Raw genomic sequence first — 23,312 nt, 5'->3', positions numbered from 1 at the left:
TTTTCTCTCACAGACAAATATCCGGAATCTGCACCAAACATTCCCATATATTTCATTTTTCTACAAAAACAAACAGTAAATTCTCTCATCAGCAGTAATTCTGATCCATTTTCCAACGAATCAGAAAAGGGATGCCGTCGGGCACACTCCCCGACAGCATCCCCTATATTCAGTACCTAGTGCCCTTATGCAGTTTTTAGAAACCGCGGGCTTCGATATCCGAGGTTCGCTTCAAACTACCAAGCGATACCCTGAGCCATCATAGCATCTGCAACCTTCTGGAAACCAACCATGTTAGCACCTGCAACCAGGTTGTAACCAAGGCCATATCTCTCAGCACACTCAGCAGAACCATCGTGGATCTCTGTCATGATGTGATGAAGTTTAGAATCAACTTCTTCAGCTGTCCAGGAGATTCTCTCGCTGTTCTGGCTCATCTCAAGAGCGGATACAAGAACACCACCAGCGTTAACAGCCTTAGACGGAGCAACAACCATGTTCTTCTGATCCATTAAGAATCTAAGAGCTTCGTTTGTTGTCGGCATGTTAGCAACTTCGATGTAGTACTTGATGTTGTTAGCAACGATTCTCTTAGCCTGTGTAAGGTCTACATCGTTCTGTGTAGCACACGGCATGATGATATCAACTTTCTCGCCCCACGGCTTGTCTCCAGCTACGAACTTGCAGCCGAACTTATCAGCGTAGTCCTGAACTTTGTTACGTCCAGAAGCTCTCATCTCAAGCATGAAGTCGAATTTCTCTTTTGTTGTAATTCCATCCGGATCGTAGATGTATCCATCCGGGCCAGAAAGTGTAACAGCCTTAGCACCTAACTCAGCTAATTTCTGTACAACGCCCCAAGCTACGTTACCGAAACCAGCAACTGCAACTGTCTTACCCTGTAATGTATCATTCTCATGTTTCATAACAGCGTCAAGGTAGTAAACAGCACCGAAACCAGTAGCTTCCGGACGAATTAAGGAACCACCGAAGGAACGAGCCTTACCTGTTAATACGCCGTTCTCGTAAGCGCCTCTTAATTTTCTGTACTGACCGAACAGATAACCGATCTCACGTCCGCCAACACCAAGGTCACCAGCCGGAACATCGACATCCGGACCGATGTGACGATATAACTCTGTCATGAAGGACTGGCAGAATCTCATAACTTCTCTGTCGCTCTTGCCGTTCGGATCGAAGTCGGAACCACCCTTAGCGCCGCCGATCGGAAGTGTTGTTAAGCTATCTTTGAATGTCTGCTCGAAACCTAAGAATTTCATGATAGAAAGGTTTACGCTCGGTGCGAATCTTAAACCTCCCTTGTACGGTCCAATTGCTCCGTTGAACTGTACACGGTAACCTGTATTTACATGAATGTTTCCGTTGTCATCCTCCCACGGAACACGGAACTCGATAACTCTCTCCGGGATTACCATTCTCTCAAGAAGGGCAACCTTCTCATACTCCGGATGTGCATCTACAACCGGACCTAAGGAAGATAATACTTCTTCTACAGTCTGGCAGAACTCCGGCTCGTTAGCGTATTTAGTTTTTACGTCCTCAATTACCCTCTCAACATACTTGCTCATCTCGCAAATACCTCCTTAAATGTTGGTTCTTAAACCCCTGTGCCATTTTGCACTAATAAAAGACTTTTCTTTGCTCGTGAGTCTCAATCAAGTCCTTAATTGGATTTCCGAGAAAACTTTTGTATCTTTTGTATATACAGTTTGAATACCATATATAATACGTTGTTTTCACTATGTATACAGGATTTCTCGCTGCATCACGCGATCCGAAAGCTTCTGTATTTCCCTCAATACGGATCTTTCGAATCCCTTGATTTATTTAAGACTCATTTTGCTTACGTCCTTTATTTGTCTTTATTCTAACATACCCTTTTGACTTTGTCAACAATCTGTGGTACGATTCTTACAAAAGCCGATTTATCGACATGGCTGTCATTAATAGCATGTCTTTATATCGTTTTTTCATATATAAAAGGAGGTTCGGCCATGATCAGTATCAGCATCATAAGTCCTTTAAAATCAATGGCTGTCATCGATAAAGCGATCGAACACAACGATTTCGGATGCGTATTTCACAAGTATGTCTACGAGAGTCTGGAGGAAATTAAGGACATATATGACCAGTGTAAAGACATCTCGGATGTCCTCTTCTTCTCCGGTGAGCTCGGATATTCCTATATTCTGACGCATGTGGACGACCTGAAAGTCCCCTGTACCTTTATTTCCTATACAGAGAAGACGCTCCTGTCCATTCTTTTAAATTTCGTGATCCATTACCCGGATGTTCCGCTGAACAGACTTTATATCGATTTTCTGACTCCGGTCAATGATTTCATGAATCTGAAAAAATACCTGGATCCGGAGCACATGCCCTACTGCTTTGAAAATCCCGTCTATAATTATGAGACATTAAAGGAACGCGCCGTGGAGCTGTGGAAAGAGAAAAAGATCGATATGATGTTTACGAGAACGACCAATCAGCTGGAGGTCCTCAATAAGCTCCAGATCCCGTATATCCACTTTCTTCCGACCGAGGAGATGGTCCGCGACTCGATCCGCCACGCGGTAAACTCCATCCGCTTAAAGCAGAAAAGCCAGCTCAACAAGCTCGTGATCCTCATAAAGCTTGTCTATCCGGATAATATTTCTTCCCAGGACCGGGAATATCTGGAGATCACGCTGCACAAATATCTCCTGGATTTCCGAAAGGAATACAATTACGATTTCGCCATTCACGCCGTCTCTAACCGGTTCGAACTCGCTCTCGACAGTGATCTCTATAAAAGCAGTTTCAGCAGGATCCAGGATCTCATCGCTTTCCTGGACCAGAAGGGCGACCTCGAATTCCGTCTCGGTGCCGGATTCGGAAAATCATTGGGTGAAAGCCATTACCAGGCAGATCTCGCACTGCAGGAAGCAGTCAAATACGGAAAGAACGATGGTTTCGTCATCTCCGGCGAGGACAACGCTCTCACAGGACCGCTCTCCCTCACCAGATCCTTAAACTACAGTTATTCCAACACAAGGGCGCTTGATTACTCCCAGAAGAATGGGATCAATGAGAGCAATCTCTTAAAGATCGTCGGTCTCTTCCAGATGGATAAAGACACGGTCATGACAGCCGCCTCCCTCTCCCAGTGGCTCAATATCACAAGCCGCAGCTGCAACCGGATCCTTCAGCAGCTCCTCGACTCCAATTTAATAGAAGAGATCGAGTCGCAGAAGCAGGAGGGAAAAGGCCGTCCGACAAGGCAGTACCGGTTCTGCAAGGGCAATTTTATACGGACGTTTTTCTGATCTTCATGCCAAATGCTTGGAAATAAAAAAGAATGTGCCGAGACACATTCTCGCGCCGAGCGCGGTCGCTTGCGACAACCATCATCTTCGCGCGAGTGCGCATCTTAGGCACGCAGTGCCTTTTTGTTTAACAGGAAGTTCCATCGGAATTTCCTGTTAAACAAAAAAGACACAGCCGGGACTGCATCCTCTCCCGGCTGTGTCTTTTTATCTTCCTATTAAAATATTTCCCGGCACGCTTCTCTGCCGTTGCTCTCTTATGCTAATGCAGCGAGCTCTTTTCCAAGTGCCTTGCAGTTTGCAAGTGCATCGTCATCCGGTGTTTCCTGGCAGATCACGCCCTCACCGCCGACAACAGTTGCGCCTGCAGCTTTCATTCTGTCTTCCCAGTCTCTCATCCACTGGCCGTCTCCCCAGCCATAGGAACCAAACAGACCGATCTTCTTGCCAGCAGCGAAAGCCTCAACTTCTGTTACGAACGGCTCCATCTCGCCTTCCTCAAGAACCTCAGCTCCCATTGCCGGGCATCCGAGTGCGAAAGCGGAAGCTTCCTTTAAGTCATCCATGGAAACGGAAGAGATATCTGTGACAACAGCCTCTTTTCCTGCCTCTGTGATTCCTTCGCCGACTGCTGCAGCCATAGCAGCTGTATTTCCTGTCTGGGACCAGTATGCAACAATAACCTTATCCATTTTTGATTTCCTCCTGAAATTTGTTTTGCGGTAACCCGGATCTCGCCGTCCGCCGCTTTTATAATTGGAACCGGCGGTATTTACGATGCCGCCAGGATATCCCTGATTTCATTCCCGTTTCCGGTCATGCCGATCACATAATCTCTCGCCTGATCGTAAGCTTCAAATGTTTTTAATGTATCTTCCAGATTTCCATATACTTTCCAGTATCCGGAGTACAGAAAATCTCTGCCTTCTTTTTCGATAAATCCTTCCACATCCACCGGCGGATAGCCGAGGACAAGTCCGATCTCATGCGGAAAACCGCGTTTTCCGTTCATATGATCCTGATAAGCATCCGCGATCCTGTTCAAAGTTTCTTCCAGATCCGGATTTTCATACCCGAAAGATGTCATCATTTTTTTTACATCTTCGCGTTCCAAGTATGCCGCGAGCATTCCCGGACGATATAAAAGGATGGACAACCTTCCTTGAAATTCATAGAGCACTCTGCAGCAGACCGGTGATCCTTCAAAGATCCGGAACACTTCCTCTTTCTGATCTGCCCGTACGTTCAGGAGATTCGATAATTTGATCCCTGTGAGAAGCGGCGCGCACTGCAAAACAACCTGCTTCTTCGTTCCGTTCACCGGGAGCTTCTGTACTGCCCCGAAGATCTCTTCGCTCATGCGTATACCGCCTTTCTGAACATCACGCGCTATGCTTTTCGAGGATTTCAGCCAGTGCTGTTCCGCTGCTCGTATGGCAGCGGACGATATCGGTACGGTCCTCATCCACCTCGTCCAGTACGCAGCGTACCATCTTGTGGGATACCGTATTTGTAAACAGGATCAAAAGATCCGGTCTTCCGATCAGCTTATCGAGTCCTGTCTTCATCTGGGTAAAAACTTTCGCTTTATATTTATGATTTTCACAAATTTCTTTATACTGTCTGACCATGCGGTCATGTCCGCCGATAATAACAACGCTCATGTAATATTCCTCCTTTGCTTAAAGGTTAGTTCCGTCTAACTGATGATATAAGGTTAGCATATACTAACTTCAATGTCAATATCTGCTATTGAGAGTTTTTCTCATTAGTTAGTTTTAGTTAATCGTATGGTCCTATCGCATTTATCCCGCCACGCGAAATGGCAGCGAACAGCCCGATCACTCATGCTGCCGATCTGGACTTTTCGGTTCAAAAATCTTTATAGATTTTCAAAAACAAGTGGAATTAACTTTGACTCAGTCCATATCTTGTGTTATAGTAGAAGGACGAATTATAACTGTTCAACAGGTCTGCACTCGTTACAATACACGGGCACTCCATGCCCGTGAAAAGGCAACCTTGCACACACGTTATGCTGACTGTGATAAGACATGAACAGGAAGATAAAGAATCCTGTAAACTTCGTTTAACTGACTGACACCTGCAGACGCAGCTCTGTTTAATCCGGAGATTTCCGGCACAAAGCTGCATGATGTTCCAATATATGGGGGTAATTATTTGAAAATCCAGGAATCCGCTGAAAATTATCTTGAGACAATTTTAATGTTAAGTGAAAAACAGCCGTATGTGCGTTCTATCGATATCGCGACCGAACTCGGCTTCTCGAAACCAAGCGTCAGTGTCGCAATGAAAAATCTCCGGGTCAACAATCTGATCCTGGTAAATGACGAGGGACACATTACGCTGACCGACGAAGGCCGCCGGATCGCCGAGACAATCTATGAGCGCCACACGGCCCTCTCCAAATGGCTGATGGACCTCGGAGTCAGTGAAAAGACAGCTCTCGAGGATGCATGCAGGATCGAACATGATATCAGTGCAGAGAGCTTTGCGGCGATCAAGGAACATATTAAGAAATATTCTTCTGAAGCGAAGAATTGAGTAATGTAAAACTTCTCTCGAAAGTTCCATTTTCATTATGAACGTCCTTAAAAATGTCTGAAATGCAATTCAACAAAAAAAAGCGCAGCGATCACAGACTCCAATAAGTCCATGATCCTGCGCTTTTTATTGCCGCGCGCGATTTTCCGCACACTTTTCTTTTTATTGCTCCTCAGTCCTTATAAGCGAATCCCGCAAAGGACAGCTCGCATCCGCCTGCCACGCGGCGGAAAATATTTACAACCGTACTCATCACATCGACAAACGCATTGTCCTTCGTCTCAACTCTGACCCGGCTGCGGTCATCGACAAGCTCGGCATCCCGGATATCCGGAAGCTCCAGGACTTCCCGCATGATCTCCGATGCCTCCTGCTCCGAAATCTTCTTTGAAAGCTGATAAAATCTTCCCATGAACTGCTCCATTTCCCTCCCGCAGGAGTTACGTTAAAAGCGGCCGTTCCCATCGGAAGTTTTTCATGTGATCCGGGTGGATCGCGAGCCGTTTGTTAGGTGTTGCTAACTATTTTTATCATACACCTTTTTGCAGAAAATGGAAGATTCTTATTGAGAACTTTTCTCATTTAAGTAAATTATCATTTATGACATGCGATTTTTTTACACGCACACTATGGCGACATTTTACCGATATTTCGCATTTCAGATCCGTAGAATATCTGAACACAGGGCTTTTCCTGCCATGACTTTTCCAGAATTTTTATAGTGCAGTGCTATTTCACCCACACACCACTTGCATTGACCTTATATCCATCCGGAGTTGTCGTATTCGTCAGCATATATCCGTCAGAGCCCATATAGTACCAGAGTCCGCTCACCGGAGACTGGAACCATGCATTTGTGAGGTAGCCGCCGGACTTTTTGTCCACCCACCAGCCTTTGGAATTGCTCTTCCATTGGTAGAGAGCGCCTTTGCTGTAGAGGTACATATTGGAGAGCACACCTGACGCGCAGACATTATTGATCACAAATCTCTGTCTCCATGTCTTTCCGTCGGAATCCTTCGCCTGGATCTCAAAGACACCGGCCTGTCCTGTGTACGAGGACTTTCCTTCCGACTTTCTCGCGTTCCAGTCCAGTGTATACTGGAGAGTACCGCCTTTCCTTACCGTTCCGAGAGACGCGCTGAAATCCCGGATCGGATTTCCCATCCCATCATATGCCTTTACCGTATAAGTCGCACTCGCTGCCGCCTCCGTAAACGTCACGACGGTTCCTCTCTTTACGATCGGAGCGTCCTCCGTCTCCTTCTTTCCTGATGTATTCGTCACAGTCGCATTCGTCGTTCCCACATAAGAACTCTCCGCATTCTCCACCTTCCAGGAAAAGCTCGCAAACGCCGTGATCTGGAATGCCACTGCGAAAACGCAGGTGAAAATGGCTGTCTTGATCGATTTTTTCATAGCGATCCACCTCACTTAAATTTAGCACTCATTCCATTATAGCTTATCTCTGGACGAAATGCAACTTGACGAGTCTTACGCTTCTCTTATGAAAAAGTGGCAAAATGGGGGCGGAAGGAAATGACATGAGAAAATATTCTTTGAATCTTGAAACCACTTTCGTCTTATGCTATAAGGCCATTAGGCTAAAAGATAGAAGCCATCCATGTCGATTACTTTCATCATTTTTCCCGTCTACGCGGTCTCGTCCTGACAGCCCCTGTAACCATCCCTAGCGGCCACCAACAAAAAACCAACCAAAAGAAGTCACCAGAGTAATATTCTAACCAGGCAATTCTACGCCACACTTTCAGTCTCCACCAGTCTTCAGGAACTTCCTCCGTTCTCAGGGCCTTGCCGCCCACATCGGGTACAATTTCCCCTACAAATCGTTCAAAGGTCGCCTGTGTTTTTAATGCTTTTTGAAACCAGGTTTCATTCGGGTAGGTGAGTATCTCCACCGATATATTCGGATAAGCAAACTCATAATCTATGTAGTCCGATGTATGTGCTTCACCATAGTGCTTATATATATAATTCTCACATGTTCTAATTACCTTGCCAGACACAAACACTACCGTCATCAACAGGAATATCAGCAGCCCTAAACGTGTCCTTTTATCCAAGCCGGCACTTCTCAACTGTTTTTTCGTTCTCTTAATAAAAATCACACAAGCAACAACACTCACCACATACGCCGGACGGCGCAAAGTAATCAACATTGAGTATGTTTTCTTCCCAAATATGCCTACTAGCCTGTATGGATCGAATGCCAGCTCCAACGAAAAAACAAATGAAAGCATGACCAATAATAATGTCGGAATGCTAATCAAAATTAGAACGTTCAAATAGAATCGCTTTACCTTTTTAATGCCAATTTTGTCATACAATAACCAAAACAATGCATCTACCAACAAATTGTAGAGATCGCCTATTTTATACAAAATATTCATGATTTTTATAATTCCCCTTTGTATTTTTCTATTTAAGAAGGTATGGAACATAATATTTTCCACTCAAGCAGTAGAAACAGTAAAGGAATGACTCGCGAAAACATAACCAGACAGAAAATAAAAAAGCAGATATATCCTGACCAGCCCGTACGCAAAAGACGCTGCCGCCTTTTCTTATCGAACAGACTCTTTTGAGCAACTTTACCAATACTGCTTATTCCACAAAGTACACTTAATGCCTTCTCACCATCAAGCCCTGGAATTGGCACTATATTACCAATTATAAGAATAATGTTGAAAAACGCAATGTTAACCAGCTCATAAGCCCAATCATAATGTCTGCCGATCAGAATCAGACAAATCCCTGTAATCAAAAGATTTACTTCAATCCCAGCCAGTCCGAACTGCATCTGCTCACTTTTTCGTGAATTTATCTTATCATCGACAGATACATATGCCCCCGTCGGAATTATGCTCCAAAACGTGATTCCTATATGGTCGATTTTCTGGCCAGCTGAAATAGCTGCCAGTAAGTGTCCCGCTTCATGTAAAATGACCGAACACATACTAAGGAAAATGAGAAGCGGCATGCTGCACTCATCTCCAACATGCACGTTTTTTATTCCCGGCTGACATACCCCTAATACAAAGATACTGACAGATACAATTGGAAGAAACATGTTTAATACCTTAAAAATGCTTCTATGTTTAAATTTTTTATTAAGATTTATCAGAATGAAGAGCGTCTCTCGCCCGACTCGCATAAATCTTGGTGTTTCAATTAAGCCGTACTTTTTCAAATCAGCAAGTATCTGTGGGTCATTGTACGGCGGTTTAAATGGCTCCGTTCCATCTGCATCTAAGAGTTCATAGAACAGCCCTCTTTCAAGTTCAAATTTTCCATAAGCATTTTCCATATAGGGGCGTATACGGTGATTCTTGTCTATGAAGCCCCGCAAACGTGTCCCTTTTTTAGGACCGGATACATTATATATCTCCCTTCCGCATGTTCGCCTTCACTCTCTCATGACATTTTCTTGTCATCAGTCTTTAAACTCCAACGCCCCTTTCAGCCCGCTTGATCCATAATTAATATACTGCTCATCTTCTTCGTGACCATCAATAACTGCCAGCGACTTTTCGAGAAGTGCTCTATAATAATCTTTCGAATCCTTGGAGACTTTTCCCACTGCTAATCGATGCAGGCATTGGTAAGCATCGAACATCGGACTAATCAAGGCATCTATATAGAACCATAAACGCTTTTTATCATATTCTATCGACGTCTTAAGAAAATACGAATATTCCATGACGACTTCGCCTTTTTCCATGTCCATTTTTATACTTGGAAGCTCTCTTTTCGCATTGAATTCAGTTATGTACAGCGCAACTAATGCCAACGAATTGCACTGAATTCGAAATGGGAAAGTCGACCTGCAGACCAGCCTTGAATCTTTCAGGTTAATTTGCATCCGAAATGGCATGTTATCTTCCCCGAGCATAACTTCGATCACTCTCTGAGTGTCTGCGTCATAGATATATTTCAATCCGTGTTCTAATAAGGTTTCCTGAACACACATAAAGAGTTTTTCTTCTTCTGGATCAAGTTCTTTTTCTCTTCTCTCAAGTTCAGCGAGTGCGGCTTTCATCTGTGCAATTATATCGAGAGAACCGGATATATCAAGTTCGTCTTCATCACCAGATTTAATACCATCAAAATCCGTCCTATTGTTTTTGTCCATTTCACGATCATCTCCATACGTATAGTTATTCTTAATCCATTGACGCCCTGTATAGTACTATGAAGCAGCAACTCTAATTTCCGAAATAAATATCAATTTCGATGTTCATTCCGTCATGGAAGCAGCTGCAGAAATCATCTAAGATTTTTATGTCGAAAAAACGGTTCTTATATTGTTCCATTCTGGTTTTTAAAGGCTTTTTACAGTTGTTTAAATAGATATTTGTGAAGCCTGAGTCTGGATCCACCAACAAAAATCCGCCTAATATCCGTATCAAGCTCAACAAATCTATCCATAGCCGATTGTTTCTATAGATCATTAAAGGCTCTTCCAATAATATGCTCACTCCATTGAGCACAATGGTTTTCTCATCCGCCCGGATAGATGCTTTATATCGTGGATATGTTTTCTGCCATGCCAACTCCATTGATGTGTCATTATACACTTCGTGATTCCACAAATGTGTCGCAACGAAAGACTTTTCCTCCAAAAGAGACATGCTATTAGGGAGAAACATGGAACTTATGGAATATCCGAAATCGACATGAACCCACGCCCCATGAATTTTTACAGCATTCCACACATGGGGTTTCCAACTATGTATCTCATGTGCTTTACCATATATCAAAAGAGTTTTGATACCCATCTGAGAGAGTGTCAGGGTTGCGATTGCGCTAACTGTCTGATACAGCTTAGCGCTATTTTTTGACAATATATTGGCCAGATATCTGCCAATCTTATTTGGGCTTTTAAGCTGAAAACTTTCTTTTATAAACTCATCGAATTTCTTTATCTTTTCATATGGATCTTCGCTATTCAGGATTTCCTGATTCAAAATCTCAGCAATCTCTGAGCCCAGATAAATCAAGTCTTCAACGTCAGCATTAAAGATAGATGTAATACCTACATTATAACCCTTTCCCAATTCTGTAGATATATCAGTTGAATATTCTTCAAGCTGCGTGCCAGCAAAACAATAACCAAAATCGCTATCGATTTCTCGAATCTCACGTCTAATTTTTTCAACTCCATAACTATATTGTATGGAAATGACGCTTTTTCTCCAAAAACAGTATTTGGATAAACTCATCGCTTCTTTTAATTCTTCTGGAGTCGACACGCAGATTTCCACTATATGATTCATCTTTGATTACTCCCGGCCGCGTTTATGCCTTCCAAAAAGGTGTAATTTCAGTCATGTCGCATCTATAGATCCACTCATTAAGGCGTTTTTTATATTTGTTTGCGATATCAGGATATTTCTTTCCTATCTGCACCCATAAAATTTCTTCCGGTGTTTCAGGATGCAGCTGTGTCATGACCTGCATATACTGATTCCGATTCTCTTCAAGATAATACGCTGAGCCATTTTGAGCATTCAAAGCTTTTATAAAATGTACATTCGCCATCTGTTCCAACATCTGTTCCGTGTTGGTATCATATCCTGTTTTGGAAATAGCACGCAGAAAATCCCAGGATAAATTTTCAAATGTAAATTCGTATTTCATAAAGTATGTACATAAAAGCTGACGTCCATCTTCAGTCTCAACCAAATCGCGTACCACCTGTTGGAATAAAGGACTCGACATATAATTTAGCTCTCTGGCAGCCACCTCTACTGGAAGATCCAAGAGCCATTCGCTGCTTTTTTCGCTTTCAGGGCACTGTTCAAGTGCGTTTTTTTTATTCTTCAAAAAGTCCACCTTAAATAGAACATTATCAAGATTCAGAAGGCAGTAAAAGGCGTCTCCCTGGCACATGACAGCAGCATTATTGCCGAGATAACGCATCGCATAAACCATCAAACGGCAACAACCTTCATTATTTCCTATATGAAAGAGTGCCGGATTAATGATAGTTGAATCGTGAAGCAACGGCGACTCATACCTTGGACGCTCTGAGATATGTGTTACGATATAATCGTATACCGCTGCCGCTTGAAAGAAACGGCTTGAACCTCTTCTTGCCTCAAAAGTGATTCTGTCCATTACTTTATCCAGGTCAGCGGTTGTGGTTAACATCTTGTAGGTGAGCTGAATTTCATCCCCCTCTACTGAAAATCCATTTAAGAAATAGAACTCTGGGTGATCATTGCGCAATGCCTCTATCGATGCGGTGATATTTTCATCAAGCTCAGGGTCGGTAAAATTTATTTTGAATTTATCTTCACGTTCAATAGCAAGTTTGTTGATAGTTTCATAGTAAAATTGGGCTGTGTCTGAAAGACTATCGCGGTAAAATGTCGATAAGCTTTTTCTCATTGTAGTTTCTCCTTATCCCATTGGTAATCCCTTATTCTTCGCAAGTCTCTTTTTCCAACGTATCATCAATTTCCATTAAAAATAATTCTGCATGATCATTTTTCGTTGTATAGCAATGATATTTTCTTTTAATACCCCAATATGTTTGCTGATAATACCTATGCTGATGCGTGCCTTACACGAATCACAGATAAGCACCATACATATCGTCTTGAGATGAACGGTATAAATATGCGTGAAACAGAATGAGGTCATTTAACGGTACTTCGTACCGTTAAAAATGGAATAGCCGTTCCGCAGTAGCGGAACTGGCATTCCATTTGAGCGTAATTTGCAAACCCAGATTCTGCGGAATATGCCCTCTATACCCAATGACTCAACTTGCGAACAAAATTAGCCATAATTCCAGAGCATTATCAGATATTCATAAATCTCTTAAAATGTTGTAATGAAACGCCTTCAGAAAAGAGCAACTACACTATCATCAAAAACATATCACTTTTTGATTACATTTTTTGCCCATTTGAAAAATGACTGCCCTAATTCGAATAGAAACGGTTGTATATTCTTTAGTTCAACTTTTTTTAACATTTTAATATATTGGACAACGGTTTTTCTATCATTTGTTGATAGTTTCTCTTTAAAGGCAAGCTCTCTAATCTTCATATACAAAGTCTGATATTCTCGTTCTATATTCTGCGTTTTCTCTGCATCACTATTCGTGATATCGATTGTAAAATAATCAGTCCCATCATAAACAGAAAAAGGCATTTCTTCAGCCGTTTTGTATTCCACTACTTCTTTCTTTGCAGAATCAATGAGAATCCTAGCAGTTGGAACAGTATATTTCAATCCATCACAGGAAATTGAAAAAAGCAGAAAACAATCAACTATTGTGCCATCTCTAAAATCCACCACAGGATGAGAAATGGAGATGCCATCAGGAACATACTCCTCAATTCCTTCTGACAGCAGAACCTTATATATTTGATCGTATGACATTTCTTCGCCCATAAATCCTCCTATCGGATAATTGATGTAACATTCATTGGCCTGCCCGACAGTGCGTTTCCGACCTGGAAAGTAGTGTAGAATTTTGAATTATCCACGCCCCCCGTACCGGAATCACACACATAAAATCCCAACACATTTCCATAGCGATCTTTTTTTACGCTCGTGACTGTTATGGCATGGAGATCTCTGTGATTTGACCATCCATTATAGAGCATTCCTGCATATACTGAGATTATTACACCTCGTCCATTGGATATAGCATCAGCAATGTTATCTACTGAAGCTTCACTAAGTTCACTATTTATCCCAAAGTGTTGAAGAATTTGCTGCCGCGTTTTGGCGGATGTTCCCCCATTATCTTCGGGGAAAGAATTTGTAGTGCACAACGTACCTCTGCCAGACCCAGCAGAAGTCATCGATGCATATTCAACCACTTCGCTTTCTGTAGCTGGATATCCTGCAAGGCGAAGAACATTGACACATGAAACCAACCCACATGTTCCCCAAAAACCATTTACTTTCCCTTGTTTTGAGTCGAGCTTCCCACCTGTTTCAACAGGAGTATTAAATACCATGCTTCCATCAGATTCAATTGCCCAAGTCTGTTTTGTAGAACTTAGTCCAAATGTGTGATTAAAACTTCCCTCACCATGTTCAGAAGATGATTGTCCTGTCGACGTTGTATTGTCACTTCCAGATTGACCAGCAATGAAACCAGTTCCTACAACTGAAGTGCCACCAGATGTTATCGAGGAGGATTTTCTAACCAATTCAGCATATTGAGTAAGCACATGTGAACTTTTTTGAAGAGCACTGATGTATTCATGCCGTGATGCCTCCATTTCCCTCTTATATGATGAAGAAGCAGCTAGAAAGTCATCATTTATCCTTTCAATTGCTACACAAACATCCGATATTCCATCATACTCAGCCTGACAGGTAGCTACAGCTTGATAGTAATAATAAGGAACATCCCCATCTTCGCTATCTCTATCGCCTTCTTCAGCCCTGGCTAATCTCTCTTGCGCAAACATCAACTTTTCATATGCTTGGGTCTGACGTTCCTTCCAAATATCAAGAACATCTAATATATATTGATTCGTATTCCGAATTAAATCTTCGTTATCAGCGATAACGGAATCAATCTGTGATGTAGTATTTTTTAGATCATCATCCAGTGCAAATAACTTAGATGCATTTGCAATTATTTGTCCAATCATATTCTTTCACACCATCAAGTAATGCTCTTCTCGGATTCTTGCAGCAAATGTGCATACTCAATCAGCTTTTCCATAACAACTTTCAAATCTGGAACCGCTTCATTTACTTTGGCTTGAGAACTTGAAACATAGCCTTGAATTACTGCATAACCCTCATCTTGGAAAGTGTTTCCCAACGTCTTAAGCTGATCGGATAACTCTTTGTTCAGAAAAGAAATCTTTTTAATACACTCATTGATGCCTTTCGTTAATTCTATTATTGATCTTGACGAAGCTTCAATCTGTTCACTCATTCTAATCACCTCACATCAAAGTACGAGCCTGTTTCAATGGTTTAGCTGCTTTCTTGAGCATCTCTGCTGTTCCCTCAACAGCAGGCAGACCGACCAGTAAATCTTCTGCCAGCTGTTCTATACGCTGCAAAGCTTTTCGGGATACTCTGTCTTTCATTCCAGATTCTGCACTTGAAAGCCTACTCTTCAGGTTGTTGCAAGCAGTCTTCATCTCAGCACAGTAGGCCTCAACTTCCAAGGCAAACTTCTCTATCTCATCGGGATCTCTGATTATCATACCCTCACTCATGTTAATTTCTCCTTCATCCAAGCAAATATGGTCTAAAAATGTGAGTTGTAGAGCCGCCATCATAATACACGGCCGAAATATTATCCAAATCGGCGATGTAATGAATCCGCTCCATGTAATTACTCCAATCGTCACGACTCATTGCAAAAGCAATCTTATGTTCAAAGCATTCAAGCTTTACAAAGCGAGACTGCCTAAGCATCTTTACCGAAGAGTAGGTGACAAGGCTGTGGATACCAAATCTCGGCCCCTTTGAAATCAACTCACAGATATCGTCTCTAGCATCATAAACAATACTATCAGAAGATTCTTCTCTGTCAATTTCTGAATCAGTTTTGCTGATTCCCGGCTCATCAAAATCGGCAAGCAGAGAGTCAATCTCGTTCATCAAATCATTGACCGCATTGTGATTTATGGTTGTATTTTCAGTCCGAATATTCAGCTTATTAGGAAACATGCTCAAATCGGCACCGATAGATTCAATGCCCAACCACACCATGAGCGTTTTAGGATGATTGCCATTTCTGCCGCTTTCAAGAAGTCCATTAGTATACGCACATACTTCTTCTAAGTCCGTTATAATGTGAACGTGTTCATCAGAGAGTAATTCCAACTCGGTTTTAAATTGTGTGTAAAGCTCATCTTTTTTATCAGCAATAATAACAATTTCAGATTCCAAAATCCGAGAAAAGCAGCTGATTGTATAAATAATAACGCTTGCCCTCATTTCGGTATCGGCTCCGATAACCATAACATTTGAGTCTAGACGCTCCTGTAATGAAAAGCAAAAACAGGGGTTCAGATTTGTTGGAGTACCAATATATATCGGAATATTTGATGGTGTTGGCCCTCCATTAACTTTCTCATACTTTTCAATAACCAATTCATCACAGTACTTGCGTCCCTTTCCGTCAATAACCAATACATCTGGTTTTAAATATGCACTACCAAGAATCCTCTTGGCTAATTCTATGCTTTTGACTCTCTCATTCCTTGTAACATAAACAGTACGGTATCTATCAATGACAATCTGTGTTTCACCCACAGCATCTTTGATTCCTCGTTTAAAAATTACATCCCCCTTATCCATGCGATTGATTTTATTCTTCAATGCATCATCATAGAAGCTGTTGTCAATCGAAAGGGTTTCCCGAATCTCAGACATATCATTGGCCATTGCAATTCTAGTCCGAATCTGTTTCTTTCCTTTTTCTGTCAATCCCCTAAGACCATCGCCTATTGCCTGATCGCTAAATACACAGGAAAGACCAAACTTACGGTATTCAGAAAGCATATTTTCCAGTATAAGAACGTACTCCTGTTCATTTTGAATCGCCTGTGTCATTTGATGGAACTCATCTATAATCAGAATGATTCGTGGAAGTGACCGAACACCAAATTTGCGCTTGTATTCGGTAATATTGCTCACACCGACCTGCTTAAATAATTCCATCCTACGCTGGCATTCTTCGTTGACCTTTGACAACAAACTAAATGTAAATTCTGTACCGCGTTCCAATCCTATAAGCTTAACATGAGGTGGCATATTGGAGAGGTATTCTGCAAATTCAACCTTATTGTAATCCACGAGCCACAGTTCAACGTCATCCGGATGATAATTCAGAATAATGGATGTAATGAGCATATGCAAAGTAGTAGATTTTCCTGATCCAGTTGATCCTGATATCAGGGCATGGGCCGTTAATGCGCCACCCAATTCAAGTTCAACAATCCTCTTTCTTGAGTCGACCGCAAATGGAATGGCTAACGCCTGTGTGGATTCTCTGTAGCCATTGAACGAGGTAGTTGAGAAGAAATTAGCAAAACTGTTATCTACTTTAAATCCCTCATTATACGTTGCTTTCACTTCATCAATAAATTTTTCGCAAAACGAACATACGCCATCAAAATGGAAATCATATATTTTACCCTCAAGAGGAATAGTATGACCATTTACTGACGCATTGATTCTGATGAATGTATTTTGAACGGCATTTGGCAGTTCGGACAAATTTCCTTTTTTCGTAAAGATCATACTAATGCCACATTTCGTAGCGTTGTTGATTAGAACATCCAAAGCCTCTTCAGCGGCACGATCCATCTTTTCAGGGAAATCGTTTATAACGACAAGATGCTGAACAATCACAGGTTCGTTGCTTAAATTGTAATCGTAAGCTGAACCTACGCCTGCAAGACGAGAGCAGGTCGCATCAACAAACTTTTCAAGTTCTTTGAGTCGTCTGGTAATATCTTCTCTAGATGCATATACCTTTTTGCAAATATCCCATGTAATTATTTCTTCAAGTTTTTGTAGTTGCCCCAAATTTGAACCTCGATCATCAGGATCAATGTATGTAAGGGTAAATGAGTAGGGGGGCATAAACCTAATCCATTTCAAAATGATACTCTGAATTCCCTCCATAACTTCAGTCTTACAACGATCATCATAGTTAATAAGCAGCTGCAATGGTTTTGCCATATCCACAGTCATGGGCACACAAAATCCTCTGCCAGAGCTGAATGCAACAGGCATTTTTTCCTGAATCATCTGATCTACCGGAGAAGGAATGCTAAAAGGAACAGAAATGGCTCCTATCATAATCTGGCCAGGGTACAATAAGCTCGGTTCATAACAGTCCCAGGTTTCATCGAATGCACCTAATTGTTCTAATGTATCGGCAAGATCGGTATCATAATGCACCAAGGTAGGATCACTAATAGCTGTCAATAGTTTATTTTGCAAAGCATTTCCAGCTTGGTTATACGCCTGATCATTTTGAGATATCAAGATGCTCTTTTTCTGATCTGCTACTGCTTTTTCGCGGGCATACTCTGTGTTCGCTGCTGCTTTTTCTTGAGCAAGATATCTGGAACTTTTCTGCAGCTCTCCACAAAGGTACATTCTTCCTGCTTCAATATAATCAAAATAGTCATTTACCATATCCATCATTGATAAATAGCCGTCAATGCCGGTCAGCCGCTTAATCACACTACTAAATGAACCATCATTAATCTTGACTGCAAGCTCATCTATCTCCTGGAAATCAGGCAATTTAGGTGTGAGGCTTGTTGGACGATATTTCTTCTTAAACTTTTTCGAAATTTTTGCCTCCGCTTCAGCCAAAGCTTTCAATGCATCTTGGACATTTCTTTGAGCGGATTGATCTTTTGCTAAAGCAAAAGAGATTCTTTGGGTTTTCCTTGAATCCAATTCGGTAAGTTTAGCTTTATATTTTTTTTCTATTTCAGCTTTGTTACTATTATAGATAGAATCTACATCTTTATCTTCTTGTAATATTGAATCAAAATATTTTGAAATCTTAACCGCCCGAATAAATAATGACTCGTTCATGAAAACACACTCCGTTATACCATTTTATCGGCAATCAAAACTACTTTAGAGAAATATTACCAAGTTCACCCGCTCCGTTGCCAGCAGTAAAAACAATTTTAAGCTTTTGACACCCATTGATACCAACGTCAAAAGTTATGGGTAAATCTCCCCCCGTAAGAGCTGGTGATGAATAGACAAGAACTTCATCTGCATATAGTTCAAAACTGTTATTTTTATTTGTATCTCTATTTGTCTGACAAATAGTCCACAAACCTGAGATTGACGAATACCTGCCATTTAAATAGTACACGATTTCGGAACCAGAACTTCCAAACATATAGTGTGAATAGTTTTCTCCTGTATTGGTTGTACCCGTACTATTTCCCTTCAACGATACACCATTATTCATGAGATAATCCAAGTCTGTAAGCCATGTTCCACCTACTCCTATTTGCGCAACAGACCTATTTATAGGAGAAGAATCTTCTCCCGGATATATTCTAATATTTCCGAGTTCACCTGCTCCATTACCGTTTGTAAACACGATTCTTAATTTTTCACAATTATTTATATCAGCTTCGAATTCAACTGGTAAATCTCCTCCTGTAAGACTTGGTGAGCTATAAACCAAGTTGTTATCAGCATAAATCTCAAAGCTATTATTTTTATTTGTATCTTTATATGTCTGACAAATAGTCCACAATCCCGTAAGCCTTGAATAACCACCGTTAAGATAATAAACAATCTCACTGCCAGAGCTTCCAGACATATAATGCGAATATGTATCTCCTGTGTTTGTTGCTCCAATATTACTACCGCTCACACTAACCTCTGAATTGGTTAAATAATCCAAATCCGTCAACCAGCAAGGAAGATTAGTAACTTCATACACCGTTCCATTAGGAGTTCGATTTGTATTTGTAGATAAACGAATATTAGCTAGTTCTGCACAACCAATACCTTCCTTAAATAGAATGGTCAGCAAGTTACACCCGCTAATATCAACCGAGACATCAACAGGGATGTCCCCTCCTGTAATTGATGGTGATGAATATACGAGCACCTCGTCCGCATAAATCTCAAAGCTGTTATTATCAATAGTATTTCTGTTAGTATAACAAATGGACCATAAGGCAGTTAAAGTATCATAATCACCGTTCAACTGGTAAACTATTTCACTATAAGGTGAGGTTGAAAACATATAATGAGAATACTCTATTCCAGTATTTGACTGTCCTGTGCTATCAGGCTTAATTGTAACGGATCCTTTTTTAACATAATCAAGATCTGTCAACCACGCATCTTCGACGTAAGTCTCTTGAAGAGCATAATTATTGGTATTTTGTTCTGAATTGTCTTTATCTGAAGTATCATTATTTGTGATTCTATAAGAATATCCACTCACTCCAGACAAATTATCATCATTGTTCTTATTACCAGAAGAAGTGTTGATACATGATTTAATAATCAACATAAAAACAATGACGACAATAACAATAGGAATCCCCCCATATTTTTTCTTTGAAGGTTGGCTTCCTGAAACACTTGAAGATGGTGTGTACTTATAGCTACTTGGCATAAACTGCTGTGCTTGTCCCCCCGCAGTCGCTGGTTGAAAACCAGAACCAGAGTTGGAGCCAGATTGACTGAAGCTATTAAATACCGATTGAGAGATGAAACGCATCTTCTCATTTACCTTACACCATGGGCATTCTTTTGCACCATAGTAGTAGATGTGTTGAGTGTCTTTAAGACATGTTTTGAGGTTATCTTCCAACTGTTCAAGAGCGTTATACCACTCTTCAGCTGAAGGACGTAGGGAAGGAGTGCTACGACCAGCCACAAAAGCACGCCTAAACAACCTCTGAATATTATTCGGCAACGAACTTAACTCTGGTGCATAACGCGGAATATCCATGTTGCTTGAACGGCTGTCCGAGAAAAAAGCACATTTGCCATTCTGCATATTATCAATTGGCTGAAATTTCGATGAAGACCCGCTAATTACTTTGCATGAAAATGGATGCGCACCATTCATCAACAATGCGAAAATAAGCACCGCCAGCGCAAAGCGGTCAGATTCCGGCGTGAACGTCGGCAAAGGAGCAGAAGGAAAGTGAATACCCTGAAGCTCTGGTGCAACGAACTCGGGCATACCTACTCCGCAACGATATGTCCTGTTTGAATCGGAAATGTGATACGAATCCGTGTCGACAAGAGTTACCATACCATCCTTGGGATTTACCAAGATGTTTTCGGGGTTCAAGTCACCAACCACCTGATGAATCTCATGGACATTATGTACAGCAGCAGAAAGGTTCTTTGCAATAGCAATAAATAAAGACCAGGGTTTTCCTTTTCGCTTGTCATAGACATAAATATTTCGCAGCTTTTCTTTGCCGTTGATTTTAGGCATAACATACCCAATGAATTGTCCATTTTCATAAAGGACATCTATTGGCCAAGCGTATTGTTCCATAACACTTGGCTTGTTAGATACCATTATAGACAATTTACGTTCACGCTCTGTAGTACGCTTGTCTGGCTTATATACTTTCGCAACATAGCTATATGCGCCAATAACATCATATACATCACCTTCCCCGCCGCCTGCAAATGGTGCATTCTGAGTTTGATATAACTTGCCGGAAAGTCCTTTATATTCAGCCATTGATTACTCCTTCATAATTATTCTTGTATCTCTTTTAGCTGTCTTAGCGCCTCCTCGTTTGCAAGTATCAGCCGACTACAAGAACGCTCCATGGAACTTAAAAGTTTTTCCATTTGATCTATCACTGCAATCTTATACTTTTTAGACATATCATCTTGCCACGAAGCTGATGCTTCAGACCATAGATTCTCTACATTTCTCTTTACATCGTTTATCTGCATATCAGCATGCCCTATTCTATATTACGATTTTCCAAACAGCTTACCCCAGAATCCCTTCTTTTTATGCGCATCTCTGTCGGCAGCAGTACCTTTCTTGTCCAAAGAAACTATCGAAGGACTGGATTTTCCTGTAGGCTCACCTTTTTCTTTCTCTTCTGAAGAAACAGCTCCTACAGATTTTTGGTTGTATCCCTCTACTTGTTCTTCATCAGATTGCACTTCCATATCCTGGTTTAATCCATCCGCATCTTTAGTGGAAGATTTGTGTTCATACAATCTGTCGTGATGCTCTTTCGCCAGCGTTTTCCAGTCTGGCTCCATGTAGAATTCATCCGGCTTTTTTTCGGGTGTAACGTCCGTGTTGATAATTCCTACTATGGTCTTGTCATCAGTAATCTGTTTGCTATATGAGCCCTTGAAGAAATCGGTTATTTCAGCTTGGACGTTCTCAAAATCAGCAGGAGTCGAGACTTTCAAAATACTGATATCCATGAAAGGTCGCACATAGTTTACATAGATAGGCTGAGCCGTTTTTGCCAACAGCCAAGGGTAAGCAACATCGAAGATACCATCCGTCATCATTATCAAAGAACAAACATCTTCTTTTGCGACACCGAAAGACCAATTCTCCGGACCGGCGCGAAGCGGACTGGTCTCATTAAAAGCTTCCCCCTTTTGTGCTTTTGTTAGAACAGAATAATCCCCGTATGATGACAATGCAACAATTCCACCGTCGCCGACATGCCCATAAACAGCATTTGTCCCATTATAGATAACTGTCGTCAATGTCGTATCGTAATCACATAATTCATCCCTGTTCTCTTCAGACAAAGCCACAATTGTCTTTAATGCTTTATGATAAGCAGTTCTAAGTAAAGACATAAGACTCTCTTCATGCCATTTATCTGGATGATTTTCGCTCACAAAGGACAGGACAGTTTTAACTGCTGTTGTCGAGCCAACCTCAGACTTTTTTGCGCTTCCAAGTCCATCAGCTATTGCAGCAACCACCCAGCCATTTTTAAGGACAACCACATCGCTCGCATCTTGGCATACACCATCTTTCTTTGCTTGGTGTGCTGTTCCTATTATTGACATTTTATAATAACCAAGCATGGTATTCTCCTTAAAAAGCGATGTTAATCGTATGTAAATCACTAGGTGCCTCTATGGCCATGGTTCTACCACCATTTGGATCACTATTCCTTACTGTTGCAAGACTACTGGAAACAAACTTGAAGAGAGCCGGGAAATTGAGATTCTCTAGTTCAAAAATTCTTTCTGTATTGAAAATACTAGCCATTGTGCGTCGGTCAAAGTTTGCTACCCCAACACAATAACCAAGAACTCTTTCTTCGTCTTCCATTTTCCTGAGTCTTTGTGCCGCCGCAACATATGAGTCATTAGGACCGCCATCTGTAATGCAAAAAATCCAAGGACGGTAATAAGGAGTTCCTATCTCGTTATATCTGGCTTTCTGCGCTGTAATCATATCCAATGCCTTATCAATGGCGGCACCCATTGGTGTTCCACCGTTGGCTGTCAATGTCGGCGGCACCATCTCACTTACGGCAGTGAACTTCTGTTGAACCTGGACATCAGGTCCAAAAGAAACAAGTGCAACATCAATGCACGCCTTTGTATGCTCATCAAAAGATGAGTCATTCACTGTCTGTTCTTTGAAAGTTCTAAGACCAGCATTCAGTTTTCCAATCGCATCATTTGCAGTCATAGAAGCAGAAGTGTCAAGCAAGAAAACACAAGCGACATGACGCTCAGTAATCCACTGAATTCCGCCTCTTCCCACATCCTCAATAACTGGATTATCATTTGTTGTCGTATTGTTTACTGATCTCTGTACATTGTTTCCCTTCTTCTGACCGAACGCTCTTTGAAAGATTGTCATAATAAGTCCTCTCCATTCTTTAAAGTTATATCTTTTTAATCTGCAACTTTCCCTGTCCC

The 23,312-nt window shown here is 41.4% G+C and carries 21 protein-coding genes; 2 read left to right on the top strand and 19 right to left on the bottom strand.

The window, feature by feature from the left end; translation table 11 throughout:
- Positions 1-236 precede the first annotated feature (236 nt).
- Entirely contained in the window at positions 237-1,589 is a 1,353-nt protein-coding gene (gdhA, locus tag FN001_RS04180) for an NADP-specific glutamate dehydrogenase (protein WP_142410927.1), read from the bottom strand.
- A gap of 426 nt (positions 1,590-2,015) precedes the next feature.
- On the opposite strand from gdhA, the gene FN001_RS04175 reads away from it, so the two are divergent.
- Positions 2,016-3,326 (top strand): hypothetical protein, encoded by a 1,311-nt coding sequence (locus tag FN001_RS04175; protein ID WP_142410926.1) that lies wholly within the window; start codon positions 2,016-2,018, stop codon positions 3,324-3,326.
- A 257-nt stretch (positions 3,327-3,583) separates the two neighbouring features.
- Here FN001_RS04175 and FN001_RS04170 read toward each other — a convergent pair whose 3' ends face one another.
- The 3 genes from FN001_RS04170 to FN001_RS04160 form a co-directional block, all read right to left on the bottom strand.
- Complete coding sequence (locus tag FN001_RS04170) at positions 3,584-4,018, bottom strand: flavodoxin (protein ID WP_118298820.1); 435 nt, start codon at positions 4,016-4,018, stop codon at positions 3,584-3,586.
- 80 nt (positions 4,019-4,098) lie between these two features.
- A complete protein-coding gene (locus tag FN001_RS04165) occupies positions 4,099-4,686 on the bottom strand; it encodes a DUF3793 family protein (RefSeq protein WP_182426567.1) in 588 nt (195 codons plus the stop codon).
- A gap of 22 nt (positions 4,687-4,708) precedes the next feature.
- Positions 4,709-4,990 (bottom strand): DUF2325 domain-containing protein, encoded by a 282-nt coding sequence (locus FN001_RS04160; protein ID WP_118298822.1) that lies wholly within the window; start codon positions 4,988-4,990, stop codon positions 4,709-4,711.
- A 517-nt stretch (positions 4,991-5,507) separates the two neighbouring features.
- Between FN001_RS04160 and FN001_RS04155 the strand changes: the two genes are divergently transcribed.
- Positions 5,508-5,891, top strand: a complete 384-nt coding sequence (locus FN001_RS04155; protein WP_118298823.1) for a metal-dependent transcriptional regulator — start codon at positions 5,508-5,510, stop codon at positions 5,889-5,891.
- A 172-nt stretch (positions 5,892-6,063) separates the two neighbouring features.
- Here FN001_RS04155 and FN001_RS04150 read toward each other — a convergent pair whose 3' ends face one another.
- The 15 genes from FN001_RS04150 to FN001_RS04080 form a co-directional block, all read right to left on the bottom strand.
- A complete protein-coding gene (locus FN001_RS04150; protein ID WP_142410924.1) occupies positions 6,064-6,303 on the bottom strand; it encodes a hypothetical protein in 240 nt (79 codons plus the stop codon).
- A gap of 317 nt (positions 6,304-6,620) precedes the next feature.
- Positions 6,621-7,310: a hypothetical protein gene (locus FN001_RS18585; protein WP_142410923.1), complete on the bottom strand. Its 690-nt coding sequence runs from the start codon at positions 7,308-7,310 to the stop codon at positions 6,621-6,623.
- A gap of 221 nt (positions 7,311-7,531) precedes the next feature.
- Positions 7,532-8,302 (bottom strand): hypothetical protein, encoded by a 771-nt coding sequence (locus FN001_RS04140; RefSeq protein WP_142410922.1) that lies wholly within the window; start codon positions 8,300-8,302, stop codon positions 7,532-7,534.
- Positions 8,303-8,334: 32 nt separating this feature from the next.
- Positions 8,335-9,219, bottom strand: coding sequence for a metalloprotease (locus FN001_RS04135; protein WP_142410921.1), 885 nt, complete (start codon positions 9,217-9,219; stop codon positions 8,335-8,337).
- Between the two features lie 126 nt (positions 9,220-9,345).
- Positions 9,346-10,044: a type III secretion system chaperone family protein gene (locus tag FN001_RS04130; protein ID WP_142410920.1), complete on the bottom strand. Its 699-nt coding sequence runs from the start codon at positions 10,042-10,044 to the stop codon at positions 9,346-9,348.
- A gap of 73 nt (positions 10,045-10,117) precedes the next feature.
- Entirely contained in the window at positions 10,118-11,188 is a 1,071-nt protein-coding gene (locus FN001_RS04125) for a transglutaminase domain-containing protein (protein WP_142410919.1), read from the bottom strand.
- A gap of 22 nt (positions 11,189-11,210) precedes the next feature.
- Positions 11,211-12,305, bottom strand: a complete 1,095-nt coding sequence (locus FN001_RS04120; protein ID WP_142410918.1) for a hypothetical protein — start codon at positions 12,303-12,305, stop codon at positions 11,211-11,213.
- A 495-nt stretch (positions 12,306-12,800) separates the two neighbouring features.
- Positions 12,801-13,319: a hypothetical protein gene (locus tag FN001_RS04115; protein ID WP_142410917.1), complete on the bottom strand. Its 519-nt coding sequence runs from the start codon at positions 13,317-13,319 to the stop codon at positions 12,801-12,803.
- 8 nt (positions 13,320-13,327) lie between these two features.
- Entirely contained in the window at positions 13,328-14,539 is a 1,212-nt protein-coding gene (locus tag FN001_RS04110) for a C39 family peptidase (protein WP_142410916.1), read from the bottom strand.
- A gap of 14 nt (positions 14,540-14,553) precedes the next feature.
- Positions 14,554-14,832: a hypothetical protein gene (locus FN001_RS04105; RefSeq protein WP_142410915.1), complete on the bottom strand. Its 279-nt coding sequence runs from the start codon at positions 14,830-14,832 to the stop codon at positions 14,554-14,556.
- Between the two features lie 10 nt (positions 14,833-14,842).
- Positions 14,843-15,121: a hypothetical protein gene (locus FN001_RS04100; RefSeq protein WP_142410914.1), complete on the bottom strand. Its 279-nt coding sequence runs from the start codon at positions 15,119-15,121 to the stop codon at positions 14,843-14,845.
- A gap of 13 nt (positions 15,122-15,134) precedes the next feature.
- Complete coding sequence (locus tag FN001_RS04095) at positions 15,135-18,473, bottom strand: FtsK/SpoIIIE domain-containing protein (protein WP_142410913.1); 3,339 nt, start codon at positions 18,471-18,473, stop codon at positions 15,135-15,137.
- A 40-nt stretch (positions 18,474-18,513) separates the two neighbouring features.
- Positions 18,514-21,126, bottom strand: a complete 2,613-nt coding sequence (locus FN001_RS04090) for an NPCBM/NEW2 domain-containing protein (protein ID WP_142410912.1) — start codon at positions 21,124-21,126, stop codon at positions 18,514-18,516.
- Between the two features lie 242 nt (positions 21,127-21,368).
- Positions 21,369-22,463: a PP2C family serine/threonine-protein phosphatase gene (locus tag FN001_RS04085; RefSeq protein ID WP_142410911.1), complete on the bottom strand. Its 1,095-nt coding sequence runs from the start codon at positions 22,461-22,463 to the stop codon at positions 21,369-21,371.
- A 10-nt stretch (positions 22,464-22,473) separates the two neighbouring features.
- Positions 22,474-23,253: a VWA domain-containing protein gene (locus FN001_RS04080; RefSeq protein WP_142410910.1), complete on the bottom strand. Its 780-nt coding sequence runs from the start codon at positions 23,251-23,253 to the stop codon at positions 22,474-22,476.
- Positions 23,254-23,312: the final 59 nt, after the last annotated feature.

The organism is Clostridium sp. Marseille-P7770 (assembly GCF_902143525.1).
In the GTDB taxonomy this organism is placed as follows: Bacteria; Bacillota; Clostridia; order Lachnospirales; family Lachnospiraceae; genus Pilosibacter.
Note: the sequence above shows the minus strand (reverse complement) of the source record. Positions and strands in the feature narration are given on the sequence as shown.